The organism is Pseudomonas sp. 5Ae-yellow (assembly GCF_014077575.1).
Classification (GTDB): Bacteria; Pseudomonadota; Gammaproteobacteria; order Pseudomonadales; family Pseudomonadaceae; genus Halopseudomonas; species Halopseudomonas neustonica.
Map to the genome: position 1 here is coordinate 17,802 of NZ_JACGWE010000029.1, position 20,781 is coordinate 38,582.

Consider the following 20,781-nt stretch of genomic DNA (forward strand, 5'->3'; position numbering starts at 1 on the left):
CCATCACTCCCTGGGGTCACTTTGAAAGGCTCTCATTGCGCTACCGCATTATGGCTCGCCTCGCATTGCTTGCAAGCGCCCAATCTGACGCCACCCCCCATTAGGGGGGTATAGCAGGCAAGAGCACAGTCATAGAGTCGAGCAAGTGATGCTCAGCTTGATAGTACCGTGAGCGTCATTTGCCAGGGATCACTAATAAAAACAAGCGCCCGGCGCGAGGAATGTCATGACAAATACAACAACAAGAAAGGTCTTGAGGAACACACTGAAGCCGCTGGTCGTCGCGGTAGCCATGGCTTCAGCAATGCCGGCCCATGCAGTTCGCTTTGATCTGGGCGAAGTTCAAGGCCAGTTCGACTCACAAATGTCGATCGGTGCCAGCTGGGGTACCAGCAACATAGATGATGACCTTGTCGCCGCGAATAACGGTGGCAACGCCAACGCACTCAACTCTGACGACAACCGACTGAACTTCGACAAGGGAGAAACCTTCTCCAAGATATTCAAGGGCATCCACGATCTGTCACTGCAATACGGCGACACAGGTGTCTTTTTGCGCGGCAAGTACTGGTACGACTTTGAGCTCAAAGACGAGCACCGCAACCTCTACGATATCAGCGATGACAACCGCAAGGTTGGCGCCCAGTCATCCGGCGTTCAGCTGCTTGATGCCTTCGTCTACCACAGCTTCAGTATCGGCGATAAACCAGGCTCTATTCGCGCAGGTAAGCAAGTAGTGAGTTGGGGCGAAAGTACCTTTATTCAGAACGGTATCAACTCCATCAACCCGATTGACGTAGCGGCGTTTCGCCGTCCGGGCGCAGAAGTAAAAGAAGGCCTGATACCGGTCAACATGCTCTATCTGTCACAGAGCCTGACCGACAATCTGGGCATTGAAATGTTCTACCAGCTGGAATGGGACCAGACCGTACTCGACAACTGCGGCACCTTCTTTTCCTTTACCGATACCGTCGCCGATGGCTGCAATTATGTCGGTGTGGGTGGCAGCCAGAACGGCAAGGATGGTAGTCCTATTTTTGCCTATGTGCCGCGCGCCGCAGATCGTGACGCGCGCGATGACGGCCAGTTCGGCGTGTCACTTCGCTACTTTGCCGAGAATTTGAACCAGACCGAATTCGGCTTCTATGCCATGAATTACCACAGCCGGAACCCGATCTACAGTACCAGCACTAACGGTGTAGCTTATCCAGCCGCGGTTCCTGTCTCGCAATTACCTGGCGTCAACGCGGGCGGATCCTATTTTATCGAGTATCCGGAAGACATTCGTATGTACGGGGTGAGCTTTCAGACCAGCCTGGGTACCACCGCCGTCTCGGGTGAAATCAGCTACCGCCCCAACCAGCCACTGCAAATCAGCAGTAATGACCTGACTGCTGCGGTACTGGGGGCATCCAACCCCGCTACTGCAAGGATTGAGGCCAATGGTGATCTACACGGTTACAAGCGACTACCGGTCACCCAGGCGCAGGTTACCGTGCTGAACTTCATCGATAACGTATTGGGCGCCGAACGCCTGACATTGATTGGCGAAGTCGGCTACAACCACATCAGCGGAATTGATAGCAGCCTGGGAGAGCTGCGCTTTGGCCGCGATTCACTCTACGGGTCTGGTGATCTGACCACACCTGGCGCCTGCGCCGCCAGCAACACCGCTGATCCGTCTACCTGCACCAATAGCGGCTTCTATACCGATAACTCATGGGGCTACCGCGCGGTTGCCTCGCTCGACTACAACGGTTTTGCCGGTGTGGCACTCACCCCCGCACTTGCGTTCTCCCACGATGTTGACGGCTACGGCCCCAACTTCAATGAAGGTGCCATGGCCGCCAACATAGGTCTCACTGCGGTCTACAACAATAAATACAACGCCAGCATCAACTACACTAATTTCTTCGGTGGTGACTTCAATGCCAATACCGATAGGGATTTTGCGGCAGTTAGCGTCGGCGTTAACTTTTGAACACAATGGAGAAATACATGAAATCAATAAGAAAACTAAAACTCCAGACCATGGCTATGCTAGCCCTGAGCAGCCTGGCGCTGTCTGTATCCGCCGCCGTTACGCCTGACAAGGCCGCCACCCTGCAGACCACGCTCACGCCTTTGGGTGCAGAGCGCGCTGGCAACGCCAGCGGTACCATTCCCGAGTGGACCGGCGGCATGGCAACAGATGCTGCCGCGGTAGACGAAGACGGCTTTTACGGCGACCCCTTCGCTGGTGAGCAGCCGCAATATGTCGTTACTGCAGCCAACATGGAGCAGTACAAGGACATGCTCACCGACGGCCAGAAGGCCATGCTCAGCCGCTACCCTGAGACCTATAAACTGCGCGTATTCCAGACCCGTCGTAGCGCAACGGTACCCCAGGAAGTCTTTGCTGCAGCCGCACGCAACGCGGTAAATACCAAACTGGCCTCCGGTGGTAACGGCTTGGAGAACTTCGATACCGCCTATCCTTTCCCCATTCCCGAGAGCGGCGTGGAAGTCATCTGGAACCATATTACCCGCTACCGTGGCGGTAGCTTCACCCGCACCATCGCCCAAGCTACCCCGCAGGCGAACGGCTCCAATACCTATGTAGTGCTGCAGGATGCCTTCAGCTTTGCCACCGCGCTGACGGACTACGGCCCAAAAATCTCCGACAACCTGATGTTCTATTTCACGCAACGCGTTCTCTCGCCCTCTCGCCTGGCAGGTGACGTGCTGTTGGTCCACGAGAACATCGACCAGGTTAAGGAGCCTCGCGCCGCCTGGCTGTATAACGCCGGCCAACGCCGCGTGCGCCGCGCGCCTCAGGTTGCCTATGACGGCCCAGCGCTGAGTGCCGATGGTACCCGCGTATCGGATAACTACGACCTGTACAACGGCTCACCCGATCGCTACGAGTGGAAGCTGGTGGGTAAACGCGAGCTGCTGATTCCCTATAACAACTTCGCCATCGCCAAGCGCGATGTGGCATACGACGACATCATTCAGAAGGGGCATATCAATCAGGATATGGTGCGCTATGAAGTGCACCGCGTCTGGGAAGTGGAAGCCAACCTGCGCGAAGGTCAACGGCATATCTATGCCCGTCGCCACTTCTTCATCGACGAGGATAACTGGCAAGCAGGTGAAATCGACCATTACGATGGCCGCGGGGGTCTCTGGCGTATTGCTGAAGCCATGGCCCTGCAGCGTTTTGACAAACAGGTACCCGGCTACGCGATCGAGACGCTATACGACTTGCAGAGCGGTCGCTACATGGCACTGGGCATGACCAACGAAGAGCGTAAGAACTACGATTTCAGTTTCACCGCCTCTTCAGCTGACTTCACCCCTAACGCCCTGCGCGCCTCGGGTATTCGTTAAACCTTTGTAAACACCGAGCACTACCAAGCCCCTGTCGTTTCCGCTGCTCCGGGCGACAGGGCAACCTTCTTTGAGCTTCAAGCTGCAAGCGACAAGCAGCAAGTTAAAACCCTAACCCACCACCCCCGCAGTTGCAGTTGCTTCTAGCTTCTAGCTTCTAGCTTTCGGCTTTTAGCTTGTAGCTTGTAGCTTGTAGCTTGCGCAAGCCTAGCCCTGCTGCAACATCACCGCCGCCTGAGCCCGACTCTCCACTTTCAATTTGGCAAAAATACTCTTCATGTGCGACTTGATGGTTTCCGGCGTTACGCTCAAGTCCTTGGCGATTTGCTTGTTGGATTTACCCTCAGCTACCAGTTGCATGACCTGGCGCTCTTTCACCGTCAATGCCAGTAGCGCTGAGCACCCGGCCTTGTCCTCATCAGCATCGCCTGCATGACCAAAAAGCGCCGTCACCTCTGCCCGCCAATTCGCGGGGATATAAGGTGTGAGCGTCGCACAGGCCTGAGGTATGCCAATATCGCGCAATAAGCACACTGCACCAGTGTCACGAACCACCTCCAACGCCTCTATCAGCAGTGCTTCACTGCGTTGGTCTTGTTGGCTGGCCAAATAAAAACCCAGTGCCACCCCCAACTCTGCCACCATTAACCAATACTGCCGTTGGCGTAGCTCTGTCAGCAAAGCCTGTGCATCAGTGACCAGCTCTGCACGCACCGGCTGCCCGTTAAGCCCCAACCAAAGCTCAGCTAGCAGGGCGAAGAGCCACCGATCCACGCCGCCATCATCCAGGCTCATAGCACGTATTTGCTGTAGCTCGCGCAAACAGCCCGCAGCCTCACGAACCCGCTCACCTTGCAAGCAGCTGCGTACTCGCTCCATCAGCGCCCAGGATTGTAATCGCGGCCATTCACGCACCTGCGCCAGGCTAGACATCCGCTCCAGAGTGCGCCTGGCTCGACCCGGATGGCCCTGTTGCACCTGCAACCGCGCAGAGGTAACAAAGGCATGGGCAATGCAATCCAGAAAGCCCCCCATATCGATGTAATCCATACACCCCTGCAGGTAGTGGGTCGCCTGCGAGGCGTCACCCCGTAAATAGTTAAAGTGCGCAAGCAAGGCATTGGGTAGCGCCAGCAGAACAGGATTGGGTTTGGCCAGGCCATCAGAGAAACTGAGGTCGATGCGCTCGACCAGCGCTAGCAGTCCGTCTAGCGCACAAGCAACGCGACCCTGCAGCCCCTCCGCCAGCGCCGTCAATGATTGCCGATAGCACTCGTGCAGAAAATACCCCCGATTACCATCCTGCGCATCAAGGGTCGGCGGCAATTGATAAAAAGCGTCCCAGTTCGCCTGCCGCAGCAGACTGCCGCTCATCAGATTAAGCAACACGTTGGTAATCCAGGGCCGCGTTGCACTGGACTCATAACAGACCCGCGCCCAAGGTCCTGAGCGCATATTATGGTCGGCCAAGCCCAACAACATGGCCTGCAGCGATTGCACCTCCCAATAGATGGGTGAGCTTTTGCCCTGGTCAGGCAGCCCCCCGAGTTCAGTTTCAATCTGTTTGGCCAACCTCAGCGCAGGTCCTATCTCCAGCGCCAGCCCCATTGCCCAGGCACGCGCCATCTTCAGAGGCAACGGGCACTCGGCCGGTTGGAGTTTCCAGTGTTTTTCCAAAATGACCAGGGTGGTGAAGTCGCCTTGTTCTATCAGGGTAGTAGCGCAATGCTCAATCCAGAGTTTGACCTGCCACACCTCGCCACTCTCAAGACCTAGCCGAATTGCATCCAACCAAAGCTTGCGCTCAGCAAACCAGTCTGCGGCATGCGCCATCACCGCACGGGCTTCGGCCTCATGATGACGCAGGTAGGCCTTTTTCAGATGCTCGCGAAACAGCGGATGCAGGCTGAACCAGGTTTCCTCCGGATCGAGTGCAGAAACAAACAGCTGCCGTTGTTGCAGCAAATCCATCAGCGCTGTAGCTGCTCGATGCCCCAACAGCGTACTTAGCAAACCAGCACTGAACTTCTCCAACAGCCCCAGCAGGTAAAGCGGCTTGCGCACCGACTCATCGAGATGCCCAATCACATCATCAAACAGGTTGCAGATACTGCGCGGCGTAATACGCGCTACCGTGTGGCCAGGCGTCAACAGGAAGGCACGCAATGCGGCGATCCAACCTTCTGCCGATTCCTGAATACAGAGAACATCATTCGACTGCTGCGGCTCGAAGCCGGCCTTGCGCAATAAATCACGCGTCTCTTCCAACTCGAAACGCAGCTGATTACCGTCGATCTCAAGTAGATCATCAGCGTATAAATGCGTGAGCAAGGCCGCCGGCAATTCGTTTCGACTGATGAACACCAGATGAACGTGCGGCGGTGCGCGCTGCAACAACACGTGCAAGGCCTCTACCAGCACCTCATCGTCGATACAGTGGAGATCGTCAATAAAAAGAGTAATGGGCTCCACACTCTGGCTTAGCTCATTGATGAGCAGACCAACCAGAGTTTCGCTGGAAAAGAAGGTCAGCTCGGCGCGCAGACTCATACAGGATAAACCCAGCGCCGGATTCGCCTGATTCAGAGCCGCCGCAATATAAAACAGCAGGCGCTGAGCTGAATCATCCTGCGCATCCAATGACAACCAGGCCACGGCATGCGACTGGGCCAGTAGCACTTCTGCCCAAATACTGGCCAATGTGGTCTTGCCAAAACCCGGTGGCGCCTTGAGGATTGCCAGGCGGCGCTCATGCAGCAAGGCAGCATGCTGCTCCAGGCGCGGTCTTGGTAAAATACCGCGCCCACGACGCGGCGCTGTGATTTTGGTTTTCAGTAGCAGAGGTGCGTCACTGCCCTGCGCCCCAGGTGCGGCTGCAGGAATGTTCTGCGCATCGAATCTGATGTTCATGAACTACTCGCTGAACACGTATCGCTGGACCCACACTGAAAATCCGCGTTAGCAACGTAGCTTCAGGTTTTTCCGCGATCTATTGTTATTGTTGTCGCCAAGGCGGCTCACCGAGCAGCCTTGGGTCAGCATAGCAGGCATGAAAAAGACGGCGGGCCAAAACAGGGCTGACGCCGTTATCATAAGATTTGGTGATATTAGAGTAAAGACTCTAAGCCAGTAGACCACAGGACGGGCTGTCCTGTGGTCATAACCGACGCAGGTTATTGCTTAGCGCTATTTATCCAGCTGTCGTATTCACGCTGCATGATGTAAAGGCGTATTTGCTTCGCTTCTTCGCTGCTGAGACTGTCTCCGAAGCTAGCCATACCGTTAGCCTGATAGGCACCGTGCAGCACAATGGCATCCCAGGCCTCGCGCACGGCATCACTGCTATGACGCAGGTCGGGCAGCACACCGCCACCTACAACGCCAACACCATGGCAGACTGCGCAGTACTGAGAATAGAGCGTTTCGCCAGCCGTAAGGTCAGTTGCCGCGGCCACTACCGGTTCCGGCGTGCGCCCACTACCCGGCACGGCAGCCAGAGTTGGCAATTGCTGATTAGCTCCCAGCTTGAACACCAGCATGCGGCTGACGTTGCGCACGCCCGTCGCGACTGCAGCATCACCGCCAATGAGCGCGCCGGAACCGCCCCAGCCTGCCATCAGGGCGACATACTGCTCACCATTGTGCAGATAGGTCATGGGTGCCGCGATAACCCCCGTTTGTGCATCAAACTGCCACAGTAGCTGGCCCTTGTCGGCGCTGTAAGCCTCCAGCTGCCCAGCAGAGGTGCCTTGAAATACCAGATTGCCCGCAGTGACCAGGGTACCGCCATTCCAATGATTGGGACGCTCGACCCGCCACGCCGCCTGCTGCTTGACCGGGTCCCAGGCGAGCAGAGCCCCGGCAGTGTATTCGCGCGGCAGCTCTTTTATCTCGGAGGAGCCGGCAGCGGTATTGAAGGCGCGCTTACGCACAAAACTGCCCGCTTCATTGGTATAAGTGCCGGGTATTTCCTGATAAGGGATATACACCAGCTTGGTCAGCGGACTGAACGACATGGAGTGCCAATTGTGCGCTCCCAGAGGGCTCGGCCACATCACCAGCGTTTCTTTCTGATAGCGCGCATCGGCCGCCTCGACAGGCCGACCAGTCGCCATATCAATGCGCTCGGCCCAGGTTACCTTGCCGAACTTCTCGGCTGACAGCAGCTCGCCAGTGGCGCGATCGAGCACATAGAAGAAGCCGTTTTTTGGTGCCTGCATAATGACCTGACGCGCCTCACCATCAATCTCCAGTTCAGCCAGCGTCAGCTGCTGAGTCGCAGTAAAGTCCCAGGAATCACCCGGCGTGACCTGATAGTGCCATACCAGCCTGCCGGTCTCGGGCTTGAGCGCGAGAATAGACGACAGGTAAAGGTTATCGCCGCCACCGGGGCTGCGTACTTCGCGGTTCCAGGGCGAGCCGTTGCCGGTACCGACATATAACAGATCGAGGTCCGGATCATAGGCCATACTGTCCCAGGCGGTCCCGCCGCCGCCCATCGACCAGTCGGTATCCTTGCTCCAGGTTTCCAGCGCAGCATTCAGCTCCGGGTGCTCCTGTGGCTGCGCCGGGTCGCGCGGAACGGTATAAAAGCGCCAGCGTAATTCTCCGGTAGCCGCGTCATAGGCAGAGAAATAGCCACGCACACCAAATTCGGCACCACCGTTACCAATCATCACCATATCCTTGAGCACCCGTGGTGCACCGGTGATGGTGTAAGGCTGGCTATTATCCGTGGTTTGTTGCGTCCAGACCGGTTGACCGGTTTTCGCATCCAGCGCAATCAGGCGGCCGTCCAGCGTGCCAACATAGACCTTGCCTTGCCATAACGCCACGCCGCGATTGACCGCATCGCAGCAGGCGTCGCGGCCCTTCGCTTTATCGACCTGCGGATCATAACTCCAGAGAATCTGCCCGGTCCCCGCGTCCACAGCCATCACCCGGCTCCAGGATAACGAGGTGTAAAGCACACCCTCGTGATACAGCGGGGTTGCCTCCAAACCACGATTGTTGTCGAGGTCAATCGACCAGGTCAGCCCCAGTTTGTCGACGCTCTCAGTATCAATCTGCTGCAAAGGACTAAAGCGCTGCTGTGCCCAGGTGCGGTCGTAGCTAAGCCATTCCGTGCCGTCGCTTTCCAGCGCCCGCATCGCCGCTTCATTTACCTCTGCCGCCTGCGCGGCAGCAGCCCAGCCAAGGCTGGCGAGGCCAAAGCCAGCCAAACGCAGCAATGGGCCCAGGCCCTTGGTCATATAAGTCATGGTTTTCTCTTTATTATTCTGCTGTACATGACTCAGATGCTAGCCAGCGCACCAGCCAATGATTACCCCCCTTGTGGGGGGTATGGCCACCGGAACCAACCAGCTGAAAACCGGCCCTCACCACCACTTGTTGCGCCGCTACCTCAGCGAACGACACACAGCCCAAGCACCAAGAGTGCCAGACTCGCCTATCTCGTCTCACTCAGGTTGTACCGCGTTTCAAGTACGAAAGATGAAAGTTTAAAAAGCGAGTAACTCTATTAGCGCACAACACAATATCAAACTGATATTGGCCAGCCGAAAACGTAAAGAAAAATAGAGCAAGCGGCAGTACATCTGCCAGACAAAACGGACCCAAGTCACGAAACCTAAACTTCTCACCCATTCAGGCTAGTTCAAAAAACACTATTTAAAGTTAGCGTCATCACCTAGGAGCAAAGGCGTTTCTCAACTTACTCACTCGCAACAAAAAGCAAACAACTTTAATAATAAAGGAACCACCATGAACAGATTTGCACTCAAGTTTAGTGTACTTACTTTGGGCATCGCGCTGTCTAGCGCGGCACTGGCAACCAATCCAGGCGGAGGCGGCGGTGGCAGCTCAGATCCAACCGGCACAGGTTTCCCCGGGGTCACTGACTTTGCAGCATCAGGGTCCTTCACAACCACCAACGGCAGTGCCGGTTTCAGTTGCACCGTTTACCGTCCCAGCACACTGGGTGCCAATAACCTCAAGCATCCGATCATTCTCTGGGGCAACGGCACTGGCGCCTCACCCAGCACCTATTCAGGGCTACTATCCCACTGGGCCAGCCAAGGTTTTGTGGTAGCTGCAGCCAACACCTCAAATGCGGGTACCGGTGAAGCCATGCTCGACTGCCTGGACTACCTGACCACCCAGAACAACCGGACGACGGGCACCTATGCCAATAAGCTAGATCTCAACCGCGTGGGCACTGCGGGCCACTCACAAGGGGGTGGCGGCACTATTATGGCCGGCCGCGACTCACGTATCAGCGCTACGGCGCCATTCCAGCCGTACACCATCGGGCTTGGGCATAACAGCTCATCACAGAGCAATCAAAGTGGGCCCATGTTCCTGATGTCCGGCAGTGCAGATACCATCGCCAGTCCTACGCTCAATTCGTTGCCGGTGTATAGCCGCGCGAACGTACCCGTCTTTTGGGGCGAGCTGGACGGCGCTAGCCACTTTGAGCCCGTAGGCAACGCAGGGGATTTTCGCGGCCCTGCTACCGCGTGGTTCCGTTACCACCTGATGGAAGATCAGAGTGCTGGGGATCTTTTTTACGGCAGCAACTGTGCGCTTTGTACCGATAACGATTGGGAGGTACGCCGCAAAGGTATCAACTGATTTTTAATAACCTGCAGCACCCGCGGAGTAGTCAACAGCTACTCCGCCTTTCTTATCCCATTTAGATACCTGGTGAAAATCCCAACCCTGCTTTATTGAATTAGCAACAATCTTCGTACAGAGCCAATCTGCATAGTTACATCAAAGTTAAAAACATGATCGGACATAAAAAACGGTACTTAAAACATTCCACCCGAATAGGTGAGTTCATTTAATAAACAGAGCACCTATCGTTGTTAGCCAGTGCTGACAGGCCAGCGACTCCAGCCTGGTCATCACCCTTACAACAATGAATCAACACAAGGAATGTCCCATGAACGCACCCGCATTCAAGCTAGCAGCCCTGACACTCGGCATGGCGATTTCCAGTATTGCTCTGGCGACCAATCCAGGCGGCGGCGGTGGAAACGGCAACCCAACCGGTAGCGGCTTTCCAGGTGTATCCAGCTTCAGTGCAGATGGTCCCTTTGCTACCACCAACGGCAGTGCTGGATTTAGTTGTACCGTATATCGCCCCCGCACCTTGGGCGCCGATGGCGTCAAACATCCCATCATCGTCTGGGGCAACGGTACAGGTGCATCGCCGACCACCTACCGCTCACTGCTTGACCATTGGGCAAGCCATGGCTTTGTTGTCATTGCCGCCAACACATCGAACCCAGGCACAGGCACCCAGATGCGCGGTTGTATTGACTATATCGTCGATCAAAACAACCGCAGCACCGGCACCTATGCCAATAAACTGGACATCAATCGCATTGGCGCTGCCGGGCACTCCCAAGGTGGGGGTGGCAGCATCATGACCGGCCAGGATTCACGCGTCAGCGTCACTGCACCCTTTCAGCCTTACACCATCGGACTTGGCCATAGCCGCAGTTCACAATCAAACCAGAATGGACCTATGTTCCTGATGACCGGTGGCGTGGATGTTATTGCCGGTCCTACGCTCAACGCACTGCCCGTCTTCAGTCGCGCGAACGTACCCGTGTTTTGGGGCGAGCGCCGCACCGCCAGTCACTTCGAGCCAGTCGGCAATGGCGGCGACTTCCGCGGGCCATCCACCGCCTGGTTCCGCTATCACCTGATGGATGACCAGTCAGCCGAGAGCGTGTTCTATGGCAGTAACTGCGGCCTGTGTAATGACTTTGGCTGGGAGGTGCGCCGCAAAGGCATCAACTAAGCAGCAATAACAACGCCGAAAGCTCTCTGTCGGCAGCGGTGTCGAGCGGCCAGCTACTCTTTTGTAGTTGGCCGTTTTTTCATCCCGCCCCTGTCTCAAAAGCGACAGATCAAGCGTTCTGCCTGTTGTATTCTTAGCCCAAAGCCGACAACAGGAGCGTTGTAATGACACAACAAACGAACAAGGTCGCACTGGTTACCGGTGCAGGCAGTGGCATTGGCCGGGCCAGCGCTCTGGCGCTACTAAGCGCCGGTTACCAAGTCGTCATGACCGGGCGCCGCATGAGCACACTGCAGGCTTCGCTGCAGGACGCAGGTAACCTCGCAAACAATGCATTACTGATCGAATCTGATGTGCGCGACCCCGACTCGGTGGTCGCTCTATTTCAACAGATCCAGGCGCAGTTCGGACGGCTCGACCTGCTGTTCAATAATGCCGGCACCGGCGCACCTCCGGTTTTGCTGGAAGACATCAGTTTCGAGCACTGGCGTGCCGCAATTGATACCAACCTCACTGGCGCGTTTCTGTGTACCCAGCAGGCGTTCAAACTGATGAAGGCGCAAGATCCAATGGGAGGGCGCATTATCAATAACGGCTCCATCTCGGCCCACGCGCCCCGCCCCAACTCAGCCCCTTACACCGCATCCAAACACGCCATGACCGGACTCACCAAGTCCACCTCTTTGGACGGCCGCAAATACAACATCGCCTGCGGTCAGATCGATATTGGTAACGCTGCAACCGAGATGGCGGCCCCCATGCAACGCGGCGTGCCACAAGCGAATGGCGAAATCGCAGCTGAGGCTGTGATGGATGTAGAGCACGTAGCACAGGCCGTGGTGCAGATGGCTGAGCTGCCGCTGGAAAGCAACATTCAGTTTATGACCATCATGGCGACTAAAATGCCGTTTATTGGGCGCGGATAGTTACTTATGCGCTACTCCAAGGTGCAAGTCAGCACATAGCTCCAAAGCCAAGTGCCAAACTTAACACTCGAGCGGGTCCGCTGCTTTAACGCTTGGCAACAGGCCCGCTGTCACCACCCTCGTTCCGCACAGCAGCAATACAGGCACACTTCGATATACCGCTCACCAGTCAGACGCTATCGCCCCTCGTCTTCAAGAAAGTGATCAACTGACATCGTCCGAGCACGATACAAATCGCATCAAAAAACAAAAATGCTTACTCAACTTGCCAGATCAACAAGATGAAACTTGTCGACAAATGAGCATAAAGTCGCATTTACATCTCATTAACAGGTGATTCAAGATCGGGACACTTTCCTTCTTGGTATCACCATTGTTACCATGGCGCCTATATAAAGATTCACATGAACAGGCAGGTAAGAAAATGAGCACCCAGCAGACCCCCCTGGCGATGGCACTGTCCAAGCGCAAGTCCGACGAACGTGCAACGCCGCTAAGCGCCTTCCGCATGGCACGCAGCTGGTGGCTTGAGGGGCGTCGCCTAAACTTGTCACTGCTGGCAGAAGAACTCGGCATCGGCCGCGCCACCCTGATGCGCTGGGTAGGTAACAAGGATCTGCTGATGGGCGAAATTCTCTGGTCGCTGTACAAGCGCATCTACGATGAAGCCATCGCGCGAGCTGATCAAACCCCAGACCTCGACGGGATTGACTACCTCACCCAGATCTACACCGATATCAACATTGCCTTGATCAACGCCAAACCCATGCACGACTTCCTGCAAGCGGAGCCGCAGTGGGGCCTGCAACTACTGACATCACGCGTGTCGGGCCTGCATGAAAGGCTAATGGAGACCTGGCGCAAAATGTTTGAAGAGCAAATCAAGGCAGGCAAGATCAAGCCCGAAATGGATGCAGAGAGCCTGGCGCTCTATATCGTCAAGATCGGTGAAGGGGCGATTTATTGTGACCTGATCTGTGCGCGCAAACCTGATCCTACACCTGCAGCTACCGCTTTCCGCCTGCTGGTTAACGGTCATCAGGCGTAAAGTAGGTTACTGACGCCGTAGCGGCCAATCGATAATAAAAGCCGCACCGCCCAAATCACGTGACGCTTCTACCCTGGCGTCACCATCGTGCCAGTAAACCACTCGACGCACGATTGACAGGCCCAAACCATAGCCGCCACTCGCCCGGGTGCGGCTGTCGTCAAGGCGCAAAAAGGGGGTAAAGATATGCTCGCGGTACGCCTCAGGTATACCAGGACCGTCATCCTCGACTGTGATCTGACACCGACCGCCCTTTACTCGCGTGACTACCTTTACTCGGCCAGCCGCGTGCCTGGCCGCATTGCTGACCAGATTGGTAACAGCGCGGTGCAAATACCGCTTTTCCGCATCGACCCAGCATGCTCGGCCGCGTGAGCGATCTGAAAACTCAATACTGACCTGCGGGTTAATGGGTGCTAATTCAGCCAACACCTGCTCAATCACAGCTGGCACATCCACTGGCGCTAATACCAGGGCCGGAGCGCTCTGCTCCAGCCGCGCATAGGTCAGAATCTCATCGACCAGCTTATCCAGCTCGGTCAAATCGCCATCCATGCTCTCAAGATAGCGCTTGAGCGCGTCTTCGCCTTCGGCGCTCTCGACCATCTCCAGGCCAAAGCGTAGGCGCGCCACAGGCGTGCGTAGCTCGTGGGAGATAGCCCCTATCATCTCCCGCTGGATACTCATCAGACTTTGCAGGTGGCGCGCCATATCATTGAAGGCACGAGCCAAGCTGCCTACCGAATCGTTACCGATGACTTCCGCGCGGGCATCCAGATTACCGCGCGTAATATGCAGAGCGGCTGACTCCAGGTTCATCAACCGCTGCTCCAGTTGCCGAACCAATAGATAGATCAGCAAGCCGCTGAGTGAGAGTGCCAGCAAACCGGTAATCAGCAGCATCTCGGTCGGGTAGTCCTGCATCTGGTAGACCGGCCCCATGCTTAACACCCACTGGGTGTCCGGGATCTTCATGTACATCATGACCGCGTTGCCTTCTGGCCCCAGACTGAGCACCGTATCAAACTCGTCGAGCCGGCGCATTTGATCGGCATCCAGGTCCGCCTCGGCCAGACGTGTCAAACGCAGTGGGTAGCCAAACCCTTTATCGCGCCGCAGCTCAGACAACCAGCGCGGCATTTCGGTATCCGGGTGACGCACCAGTTCATCGGCGATCAGAAACAGGGTGGCGCGGCCCAGTTGCTCGGAAATCCGTTGAATGTCGGCGGTCAGCACGACCTCTTCAGCCAGATCAACCAGGCTGTAAACGCGCACATTACCTGGCCCTTTGCTGCGCGCCAGTACCCGACCACGAATCAGCCGCGACCAGCTGCTGGACTCGAGTTGCAGCGAGTCCAGCGAGTTGAGCTCCAGCGGCACCCCAATCAGACGTGACCAGACCGCCAGCGCCTTTTGCCGCTCGGCAGTGTCCATGGGCTCAAGGTTATCCGCCATCAACCGAAAGGTGCCGGTGGCCATACGCTCGCGATAGTCTTCGGCGCGCACATCGTTGACCATGCGAATGCTGATCAACGCCAAACATGAGACCGCAATCAGCACCAACAGCATGCCGCCATAGATGCGGATAAAAATGGAGTTCACTGCGGTTCCGGGCTCGGCGCGACGAACAGATAGCCTTTACTGCGGACGGTCTTGATGATGCGCGGCAAATCCGGATCGTCACCGATCTTGGGCCTGATGCGCGAAATACGCACATCAATGGAACGATCCTGGCCGTCGTACTCTATACCGCGCAAGGAGACAAAAATCTCTTCCCGGCTAAGGATGCGGCCGGCATTACTCGCAAGCAACCAGAGTAGATCGAACTCGGCGCCCGTCAGCTCAATCATATCCTCGGCTAACCAGGCCTCGCGCCGGTCGTTGTCGATCAGCAAGTTGCCAAAACTCAGACGCGGCGTACTGACCTGCTCAGGCTCACCAGAGCGGCGCAGCAAGGCGCGGATGCGCGCAAGCAGCACCTGCGGACGCACCGGTTTGGTGACATAGTCATCGGCTCCCAGTTCCAGCCCTTGTATATGATCCTGATCTTCACTGCGCGCCGTCAGCATCAGAATCGGGCGCGCAAAGCCAGCCTCGCGTACTCGCTGGCAGATACTCAAGCCATCCTCACCGGGTAGCATCAAATCCAGCACCACTACTGCCGGCTGAGTATCGAGAATACGTTGTACCGCATCGCTGCCATTGGCCTCGAGCTCGACCCTTAACCCCTGCTGTTGCAGAAAGTCACTGATCAGACCCGCCAGCTTCTGGTCATCTTCAACAATCAGAATAGTGCTGTTATCCGCTTCCATCCCACCACCTTGCCCTGACTACTTGACCGCAATTGGGCCGCGATTGTAACACCGGCGAGACAGTGCCGGGGCAACCGCAAGAAAGCAGCGCTGCAACAGTATTTTGCAGCTATCGGACAGGTACCTGTGGTGTGCTTCACACAAATCACAATATGCAGTGTTTGCCTGTTAAAACCTGAAAGTCGCGTCATTCCCCGCCGCGCAGGCGGGTCAAGCCTTCAGGCAAAAAAAACAATGAAAAAATCGGCTTGCCACATAACAAAACACACACTATCTTGTGCCAATACCGTTTCACGCAACCACATATATGGTTATGACGCACAACCTCACCTACCGCGTCAAGCGCTGAAATGATGCCGTATTTGGGTGCTACAGAGTCAGTCATGCAGACAAGGCAGCTGTAACACCTACTACATATTGTGTTTGTGACCACCAAGGAGCTGTCATGCACGCTACATCTTCACCCAGTAATACATCCGCCACCCAAGTGCATGCAGAGGGCGACCATCAAGACGACCTGAACATGAGCGCGCCCGGCCAGTTGCGCGTGATCAAACGCAACGGCACCCTGGTACCTTATACCGACGATAAAATCCGCGTTGCCATGACCAAGGCGTTTCTCGCCGTAGAAGGTGATCAGGCCGCCTCCTCCTCGCGCATTCGCGAGACAGTAGACGAGATGACCGACACCATCAGCGCCATCTTCAAGCGCCGCCTGCCTTCCGGCGGCACCCTGCATATCGAAGAGATCCAGGATCAGGTCGAACTGGCACTGATGCGCTCCGGTGAGCAAAAAATCGCCCGTAGTTATGTGCTCTACCGTGACGAACATGCCCGTCAACGCAAAGAGCGTGAAGCTGAAGCCCCTGCCGATGCTCACCCAAGCATTCGCGTCACCCTGTCTGACGGCACGCGTCAGCCGCTCAACATGGGCCGCCTACGTACCGTCATTCAGGAAGCCTGCTACGGCCTGGCCGAAGTCGATGCCGATCACATCGAGCAAGAAACCCTGAAAAACCTGTACGACGGCGTCACCCAGATCGACGTCAACACCGCCATGGTCATGACCGCACGTACCCTGGTTGAGCGCGAGCCCAACTACAGCCAGGTAACCGCCCGCCTGCTGCTCGACAACCTGCGCGCAGAAGCCCTCAGCCACCTGGGCGTCGCCACCAGCGCGACCCACAGCGACATGGCCGAGCTGTATGCTAAAACCCTGCCCGTCTACATCAAGGCCGGTATCGGTTACGAACTGCTTGATCCCAAATTGGGTGAGTTCGATCTGGACGCCTTGGGCGCCGCGATCGACCACGACCGCGACCAGCTGTTTGGCTACCTCGGCCTGCAGACCCTGTACGACCGTTACTTCCTGCACCATGAGGGTACGCGCCTGGAGCTGCCGCAGATTTTCTTCATGCGCGTTGCCATGGGTCTGGCCATTGAAGAGCAGGATAAAACCGCTCGCACTATCGAGTTTTACAACCTGATCTCCAGCTTTGACTACATGGCCTCCACGCCTACGCTGTTCAACGCTGGCACGCTGCGCCCGCAACTCTCCAGCTGCTACCTGACCACCGTGCCCGACAACCTGTCCGGCATTTATCACGCAATCCACGACAACGCCATGCTGTCCAAGTTTGCTGGTGGCCTGGGTAACGATTGGACGCCCGTGCGCGCCATGGGTGCCTACATCAAAGGCACCAACGGTCAGTCACAGGGTGTCGTGCCCTTCCTCAAGGTCGTCAACGACACCGCCGTCGCGGTAAACCAGGGCGGCAAGCGCAAGGGCGCGGTCTGCGGTTACCTTGAAACCTGGCACCTGGATATCGAAGAGTTTCTGGAGCTGCGCAAGAACACCGGTGACGACCGTCGACGCACACACGACATGAACACCGCCAACTGGATTCCAGACCTGTTCATGAAGCGCGTATTTGAAGACGGCAACTGGACGCTTTTCTCACCATCAGACGTACCCGATCTGCACGACCTGACCGGTAAGGCATTTGAAGAGCGTTACGAGTATTACGAAGCGCTGATCGAGTACGGCAAGATCAAGCTGCACAAGACCCTCAAGGCGGCCGATTTGTGGCGCAAGATGCTCAGCATGTTGTTCGAAACCGGCCACCCCTGGTTGACCTTTAAAGATGCCTGCAACCTGCGCAGCCCGCAGCAGCACGCTGGTGTGGTCCACAGCTCCAATCTGTGCACCGAGATCACGCTGAACACCAGCGCTGACGAAATCGCCGTGTGTAACCTGGGCTCGGTCAACCTGGTGCATCACATTACCGATGGCAAGCTGGATCAAGCCAAGCTGGAGCGTACCGTCAACACCGCCGTGCGCATGCTGGATAACGTCATCGACATCAATTACTACTCGGTACCGCAGGCCAAGAACTCCAACTTCAAGCACCGCCCAGTCGGCCTTGGCATCATGGGCTTCCAGGACGCACTGTACCTGCAGCACATCGCCTATGGCTCGAACGAGGCTGTCGCCTTCGCCGACCAGTCGATGGAAGCGATCAGCTACTACGCCATCCAGGCCTCCTGTGATCTGGCCGAAGAGCGTGGCAGCTACTCCAGCTTTGAAGGTTCGCTCTGGTCCAAAGGCATCCTGCCCTACGACTCGCTCGACATCCTCACCGAGCAACGCGGCGCCAAGTACATTGAAGTCGACCGTAGCTCCACACTGGATTGGGAACCGGTCCGTGCGCGTGCCAAGAAAGGCATCCGCAACTCCAACATCATGGCGATTGCACCGACCGCGACCATTGCCAACATCACTGGCGTATCCCAGTCGATCGAACCGACTTACCAGAACCTGTACGTTAAATCGAACCTGTCTGGCGAGTTCACTGTGATCAACCCCTACCTGGTCCGCGACTTGAAAGCCCGCGACCTGTGGGACCCGGTCATGGTCAACGACCTCAAGTACTACGATGGCTCGGTGCAGCAGATCGACCGCATCCCGGATGACCTCAAGGCCATGTACGCCACCGCGTTTGAAGTGGAAACCAAGTGGATCGTCGAGGCAGCCAGCCGCCGCCAGAAGTGGATCGACCAGGCGCAGTCACTGAACCTGTACATCGCTGGTGCCAGTGGCAAGAAGCTGGACGTAACCTACCGCATGGCCTGGTACCGTGGCCTGAAAACCACTTACTACCTCCGCGCGTTGGCCGCTACCAGCACCGAGAAGTCGACCGTCAACACCGGCAAGCTGAACGCGGTATCCAGCGGTAGCGCACCGACCGCCGCGCCGGCCGGTCCGGCGCCCGTGCCGAAGGCCTGTGCGATTGATGAGCCAGATTGTGAAGCGTGTCAGTAAGCGCACGTATCTGAGCGGCGCGCGCGTTGTTGCCGAGCCAGCCGTATCCGGCCACGTACATTAGTACGCTCCCGGGTCCGGCAAGCCCGACGCCTAGCGCTCACTCGCTCAGCTCCGCGCTCATGCAGCAGAGAACATGAAGTCATTCCCGCCCAAGCGGGAATCAACCAGAACCAATAGCGACTCCGAGCTGGCGACAACATCGCTCGGGCCGACACACCAAACTACTTTCAGCTTCAAGCTTCAAGCTTCAAGCTGGCGACCAAAGGGAGCCACCCCATGTTGAGCTGGGACGAATTCGATAGCGAAGACACCACCACCGCACCTGCTTCTGCAGCCGCTGAAAAAGCAGCGCCAACCCAGGCAGATAAGGCGTTAGATCAACAGGCCGCTGCCAAGGCCGAGCAGGCACGTAGCGTAGATGACGCGGACTCCGCCGCCATTGCCCGCGCCAAAGCCGCACTCGATAACCTGGATGTAGAAGAAGGTCTGGAAGAGCTGGAAGGTTCTGCCGCACGCGTCAACGTAGACGCCAAGCAGATGATCAACTGCCGCGCCGACCTCAACCAGCTGGTGCCCTTCAAGTATGAATGGGCCTGGCAGAAGTACCTCGACGGCTGCTCCAACCACTGGATGCCGCAAGAGGTCAACATGACCGCCGACATCGCCCTGTGGAAGAGCAACGACGGCTTGACCGAAGACGAGCGCCGCATCGTCAAGCGCAACCTCGGCTTCTTCTCCACCGCCGACTCACTAGTCGCCAACAACCTGGTGCTGGCCGTTTACCGCCTGATCACCAACCCCGAGTGCCGCCAGTACATTCTGCGTCAAGCGTTTGAAGAAGCTATCCACACCCACGCCTACCAGTACTGCATCGAGTCACTGGGCATGGATGAAGGCGAGATCTTCAACATGTATCACGAGATTCCCAGCGTCGCGAAAAAAGCCGCCTGGGGCCTCAAGTACACCCGCTCGATCTCCGACCCGACCTTCAACACCGGCACCGTCGAGACCGATAAAGAACTGCTGCGCAACCTGATCGCTTACTACTGCGTATTGGAAGGTGTGTTCTTCTACTGCGGCTTTACTCAGATCCTCTCCATGGGCCGCCGCAACAAACTGACCGGGGTGGCCGAGCAGTTCCAGTACATCCTGCGTGACGAATCCATGCACCTGAACTTCGGCATCGACGTGATCAACCAGATCAAGATCGAAAACCCACACCTGTGGGATGCCGCCATGAAGGACGAAGCCACGCAGATGATCCTGCAAGGCACCCAGCTGGAAATCGAATACGCCCGCGACACCATGCCCCGCGGCGTACTCGGCATGAACGCCGCCATGATGGAAGACTACCTCAAGTTCATCGCCAACCGCCGCCTAACCCAGATCGGCCTGAAGGAAGAGTACCCAGGTACCAGCAACCCCTTCCCGTGGATGAGCGAAATCATGGACTTGAAGAAAGAGAAGAACTTCTTTGAGACGCGGGTGATTGAGTATCAGACAGGCGGGGCGTTGAGCTGGGATTAAATCTGCGCCTTGATTCTCTGATCGTTCCCACGCTCCGCGTGGGAACGCACACTCTTATGCGATGCGAAGTATCCTTAAGCATTTTCTTATAAGGCAAAAATCATGAGCGAAACGAACCTTATACTTGCCTATCCAGAAAGCAACCAAGAAATACGCACCTTATACCGAGATAGCGAAGTTTTATTCTGCCTTGCAGATGTGGTGAGAATACTTGCAGAGCAAAACACTACTCTTGCCGAAGATGGAAGAAAGGTAGGCTTGGGAGGGCTAACGAAGGCATTATTAGACGCACTAGATACCGACGAAAAGTATTCTGTACCAGAAATTGCATTGGGACTGTCAGGTTTTTTGTGTTCGGGCTCTTAACGGCCTGCCATCAGGTAGGCCTTCACTTACCAGGTTGGCCTGGTGAAACGATCTTCATACAGGATCGCAAACTGGTTCATAGCGGCTTTCCA

General features: G+C 56.5%; 13 protein-coding genes. 9 read left to right on the forward strand and 4 right to left on the reverse strand.

Translation table 11 applies throughout. The annotated features are described in order from the left end of the window. Positions 1-226: 226 nt before the first annotated feature. On the forward strand, positions 227-1,981 hold the full coding sequence (locus H4J77_RS14825; RefSeq protein ID WP_123889467.1) for a DUF1302 domain-containing protein: 1,755 nt from the start codon (positions 227-229) through the stop codon (positions 1,979-1,981). Positions 1,982-1,998: 17 nt separating this feature from the next. Then, on the forward strand, positions 1,999-3,372 hold the full coding sequence (locus H4J77_RS14830; protein ID WP_123889468.1) for a DUF1329 domain-containing protein: 1,374 nt from the start codon (positions 1,999-2,001) through the stop codon (positions 3,370-3,372). A 207-nt stretch (positions 3,373-3,579) separates the two neighbouring features. On the opposite strand, the gene H4J77_RS14835 is transcribed toward H4J77_RS14830, so the two are convergent. Both H4J77_RS14835 and H4J77_RS14840 read right to left on the reverse strand, forming a co-directional pair. Continuing rightward, a complete protein-coding gene (locus H4J77_RS14835; protein ID WP_123889469.1) occupies positions 3,580-6,282 on the reverse strand; it encodes a LuxR C-terminal-related transcriptional regulator in 2,703 nt (900 codons plus the stop codon). Positions 6,283-6,545: 263 nt separating this feature from the next. Next, on the reverse strand, positions 6,546-8,633 hold the full coding sequence (locus H4J77_RS14840; RefSeq protein ID WP_235869697.1) for a PQQ-dependent dehydrogenase, methanol/ethanol family: 2,088 nt from the start codon (positions 8,631-8,633) through the stop codon (positions 6,546-6,548). Positions 8,634-9,135: 502 nt separating this feature from the next. On the opposite strand from H4J77_RS14840, the gene H4J77_RS14845 reads away from it, so the two are divergent. From H4J77_RS14845 to H4J77_RS14860, 4 genes are all read left to right on the forward strand, one after another. Then, entirely contained in the window at positions 9,136-10,005 is an 870-nt protein-coding gene (locus H4J77_RS14845; protein ID WP_123889470.1) for an alpha/beta hydrolase, read from the forward strand. Between the two features lie 313 nt (positions 10,006-10,318). Further along, entirely contained in the window at positions 10,319-11,185 is an 867-nt protein-coding gene (locus H4J77_RS14850; RefSeq protein ID WP_123889471.1) for an alpha/beta hydrolase, read from the forward strand. Between the two features lie 164 nt (positions 11,186-11,349). Then, on the forward strand, positions 11,350-12,111 hold the full coding sequence (locus H4J77_RS14855) for an SDR family oxidoreductase (RefSeq protein WP_123889472.1): 762 nt from the start codon (positions 11,350-11,352) through the stop codon (positions 12,109-12,111). A gap of 424 nt (positions 12,112-12,535) precedes the next feature. Continuing rightward, positions 12,536-13,159, forward strand: a complete 624-nt coding sequence (locus H4J77_RS14860; RefSeq protein WP_123889473.1) for a QsdR family transcriptional regulator — start codon at positions 12,536-12,538, stop codon at positions 13,157-13,159. A 6-nt stretch (positions 13,160-13,165) separates the two neighbouring features. Here the strand turns inward: H4J77_RS14860 and H4J77_RS14865 are convergent, their stop codons facing one another. Next, positions 13,166-14,761 carry an ATP-binding protein gene (locus H4J77_RS14865; RefSeq protein WP_123889534.1) on the reverse strand — a complete coding sequence of 532 codons (1,596 nt, stop codon included), beginning with the start codon at positions 14,759-14,761 and terminating at the stop codon, positions 13,166-13,168. Continuing rightward, a complete protein-coding gene (locus H4J77_RS14870; protein WP_123889474.1) occupies positions 14,758-15,471 on the reverse strand; it encodes a response regulator transcription factor in 714 nt (237 codons plus the stop codon). The genes H4J77_RS14865 and H4J77_RS14870 overlap by 4 nt, the downstream gene beginning before the upstream one ends. A gap of 445 nt (positions 15,472-15,916) precedes the next feature. Between H4J77_RS14870 and H4J77_RS14875 the strand changes: the two genes are divergently transcribed. The 3 genes from H4J77_RS14875 (at position 15,917) to H4J77_RS14885 (ending at position 20,689) form a co-directional block, all read left to right on the forward strand. After that, positions 15,917-18,793, forward strand: coding sequence for a ribonucleoside-diphosphate reductase subunit alpha (locus H4J77_RS14875; RefSeq protein ID WP_123889475.1), 2,877 nt, complete (start codon positions 15,917-15,919; stop codon positions 18,791-18,793). A 279-nt stretch (positions 18,794-19,072) separates the two neighbouring features. Then, a complete protein-coding gene (locus tag H4J77_RS14880) occupies positions 19,073-20,323 on the forward strand; it encodes a ribonucleotide-diphosphate reductase subunit beta (RefSeq protein ID WP_123889476.1) in 1,251 nt (416 codons plus the stop codon). A gap of 102 nt (positions 20,324-20,425) precedes the next feature. Beyond that, complete coding sequence (locus tag H4J77_RS14885; RefSeq protein ID WP_182249222.1) at positions 20,426-20,689, forward strand: hypothetical protein; 264 nt, start codon at positions 20,426-20,428, stop codon at positions 20,687-20,689. The last annotated feature ends 92 nt before the right edge of the window (positions 20,690-20,781 follow it).

Excerpts from the sequence above, each read along its gene's own strand:
- H4J77_RS14825 (WP_123889467.1), top strand. The coding sequence starts at position 227 with ATGACAAATACAACAACAAGAAAGGTCTTGAGGAACACACTGAAGCCG.
- H4J77_RS14830 (WP_123889468.1), top strand. The coding sequence starts at position 1,999 with ATGAAATCAATAAGAAAACTAAAACTCCAGACCATGGCTATGCTAGCC.
- H4J77_RS14835 (WP_123889469.1), bottom strand. The coding sequence starts at position 6,282 with ATGAACATCAGATTCGATGCGCAGAACATTCCTGCAGCCGCACCTGGG.
- H4J77_RS14840 (WP_235869697.1), bottom strand. The coding sequence starts at position 8,633 with ATGACTTATATGACCAAGGGCCTGGGCCCATTGCTGCGTTTGGCTGGC.
- H4J77_RS14845 (WP_123889470.1), top strand. The coding sequence starts at position 9,136 with ATGAACAGATTTGCACTCAAGTTTAGTGTACTTACTTTGGGCATCGCG.
- H4J77_RS14850 (WP_123889471.1), top strand. The coding sequence starts at position 10,319 with ATGAACGCACCCGCATTCAAGCTAGCAGCCCTGACACTCGGCATGGCG.
- H4J77_RS14855 (WP_123889472.1), top strand. The coding sequence starts at position 11,350 with ATGACACAACAAACGAACAAGGTCGCACTGGTTACCGGTGCAGGCAGT.
- H4J77_RS14860 (WP_123889473.1), top strand. The coding sequence starts at position 12,536 with ATGAGCACCCAGCAGACCCCCCTGGCGATGGCACTGTCCAAGCGCAAG.
- H4J77_RS14870 (WP_123889474.1), bottom strand. The coding sequence starts at position 15,471 with ATGGAAGCGGATAACAGCACTATTCTGATTGTTGAAGATGACCAGAAG.
- H4J77_RS14875 (WP_123889475.1), top strand. The coding sequence starts at position 15,917 with ATGCACGCTACATCTTCACCCAGTAATACATCCGCCACCCAAGTGCAT.
- H4J77_RS14880 (WP_123889476.1), top strand. The coding sequence starts at position 19,073 with ATGTTGAGCTGGGACGAATTCGATAGCGAAGACACCACCACCGCACCT.
- H4J77_RS14885 (WP_182249222.1), top strand. The coding sequence starts at position 20,426 with ATGAGCGAAACGAACCTTATACTTGCCTATCCAGAAAGCAACCAAGAA.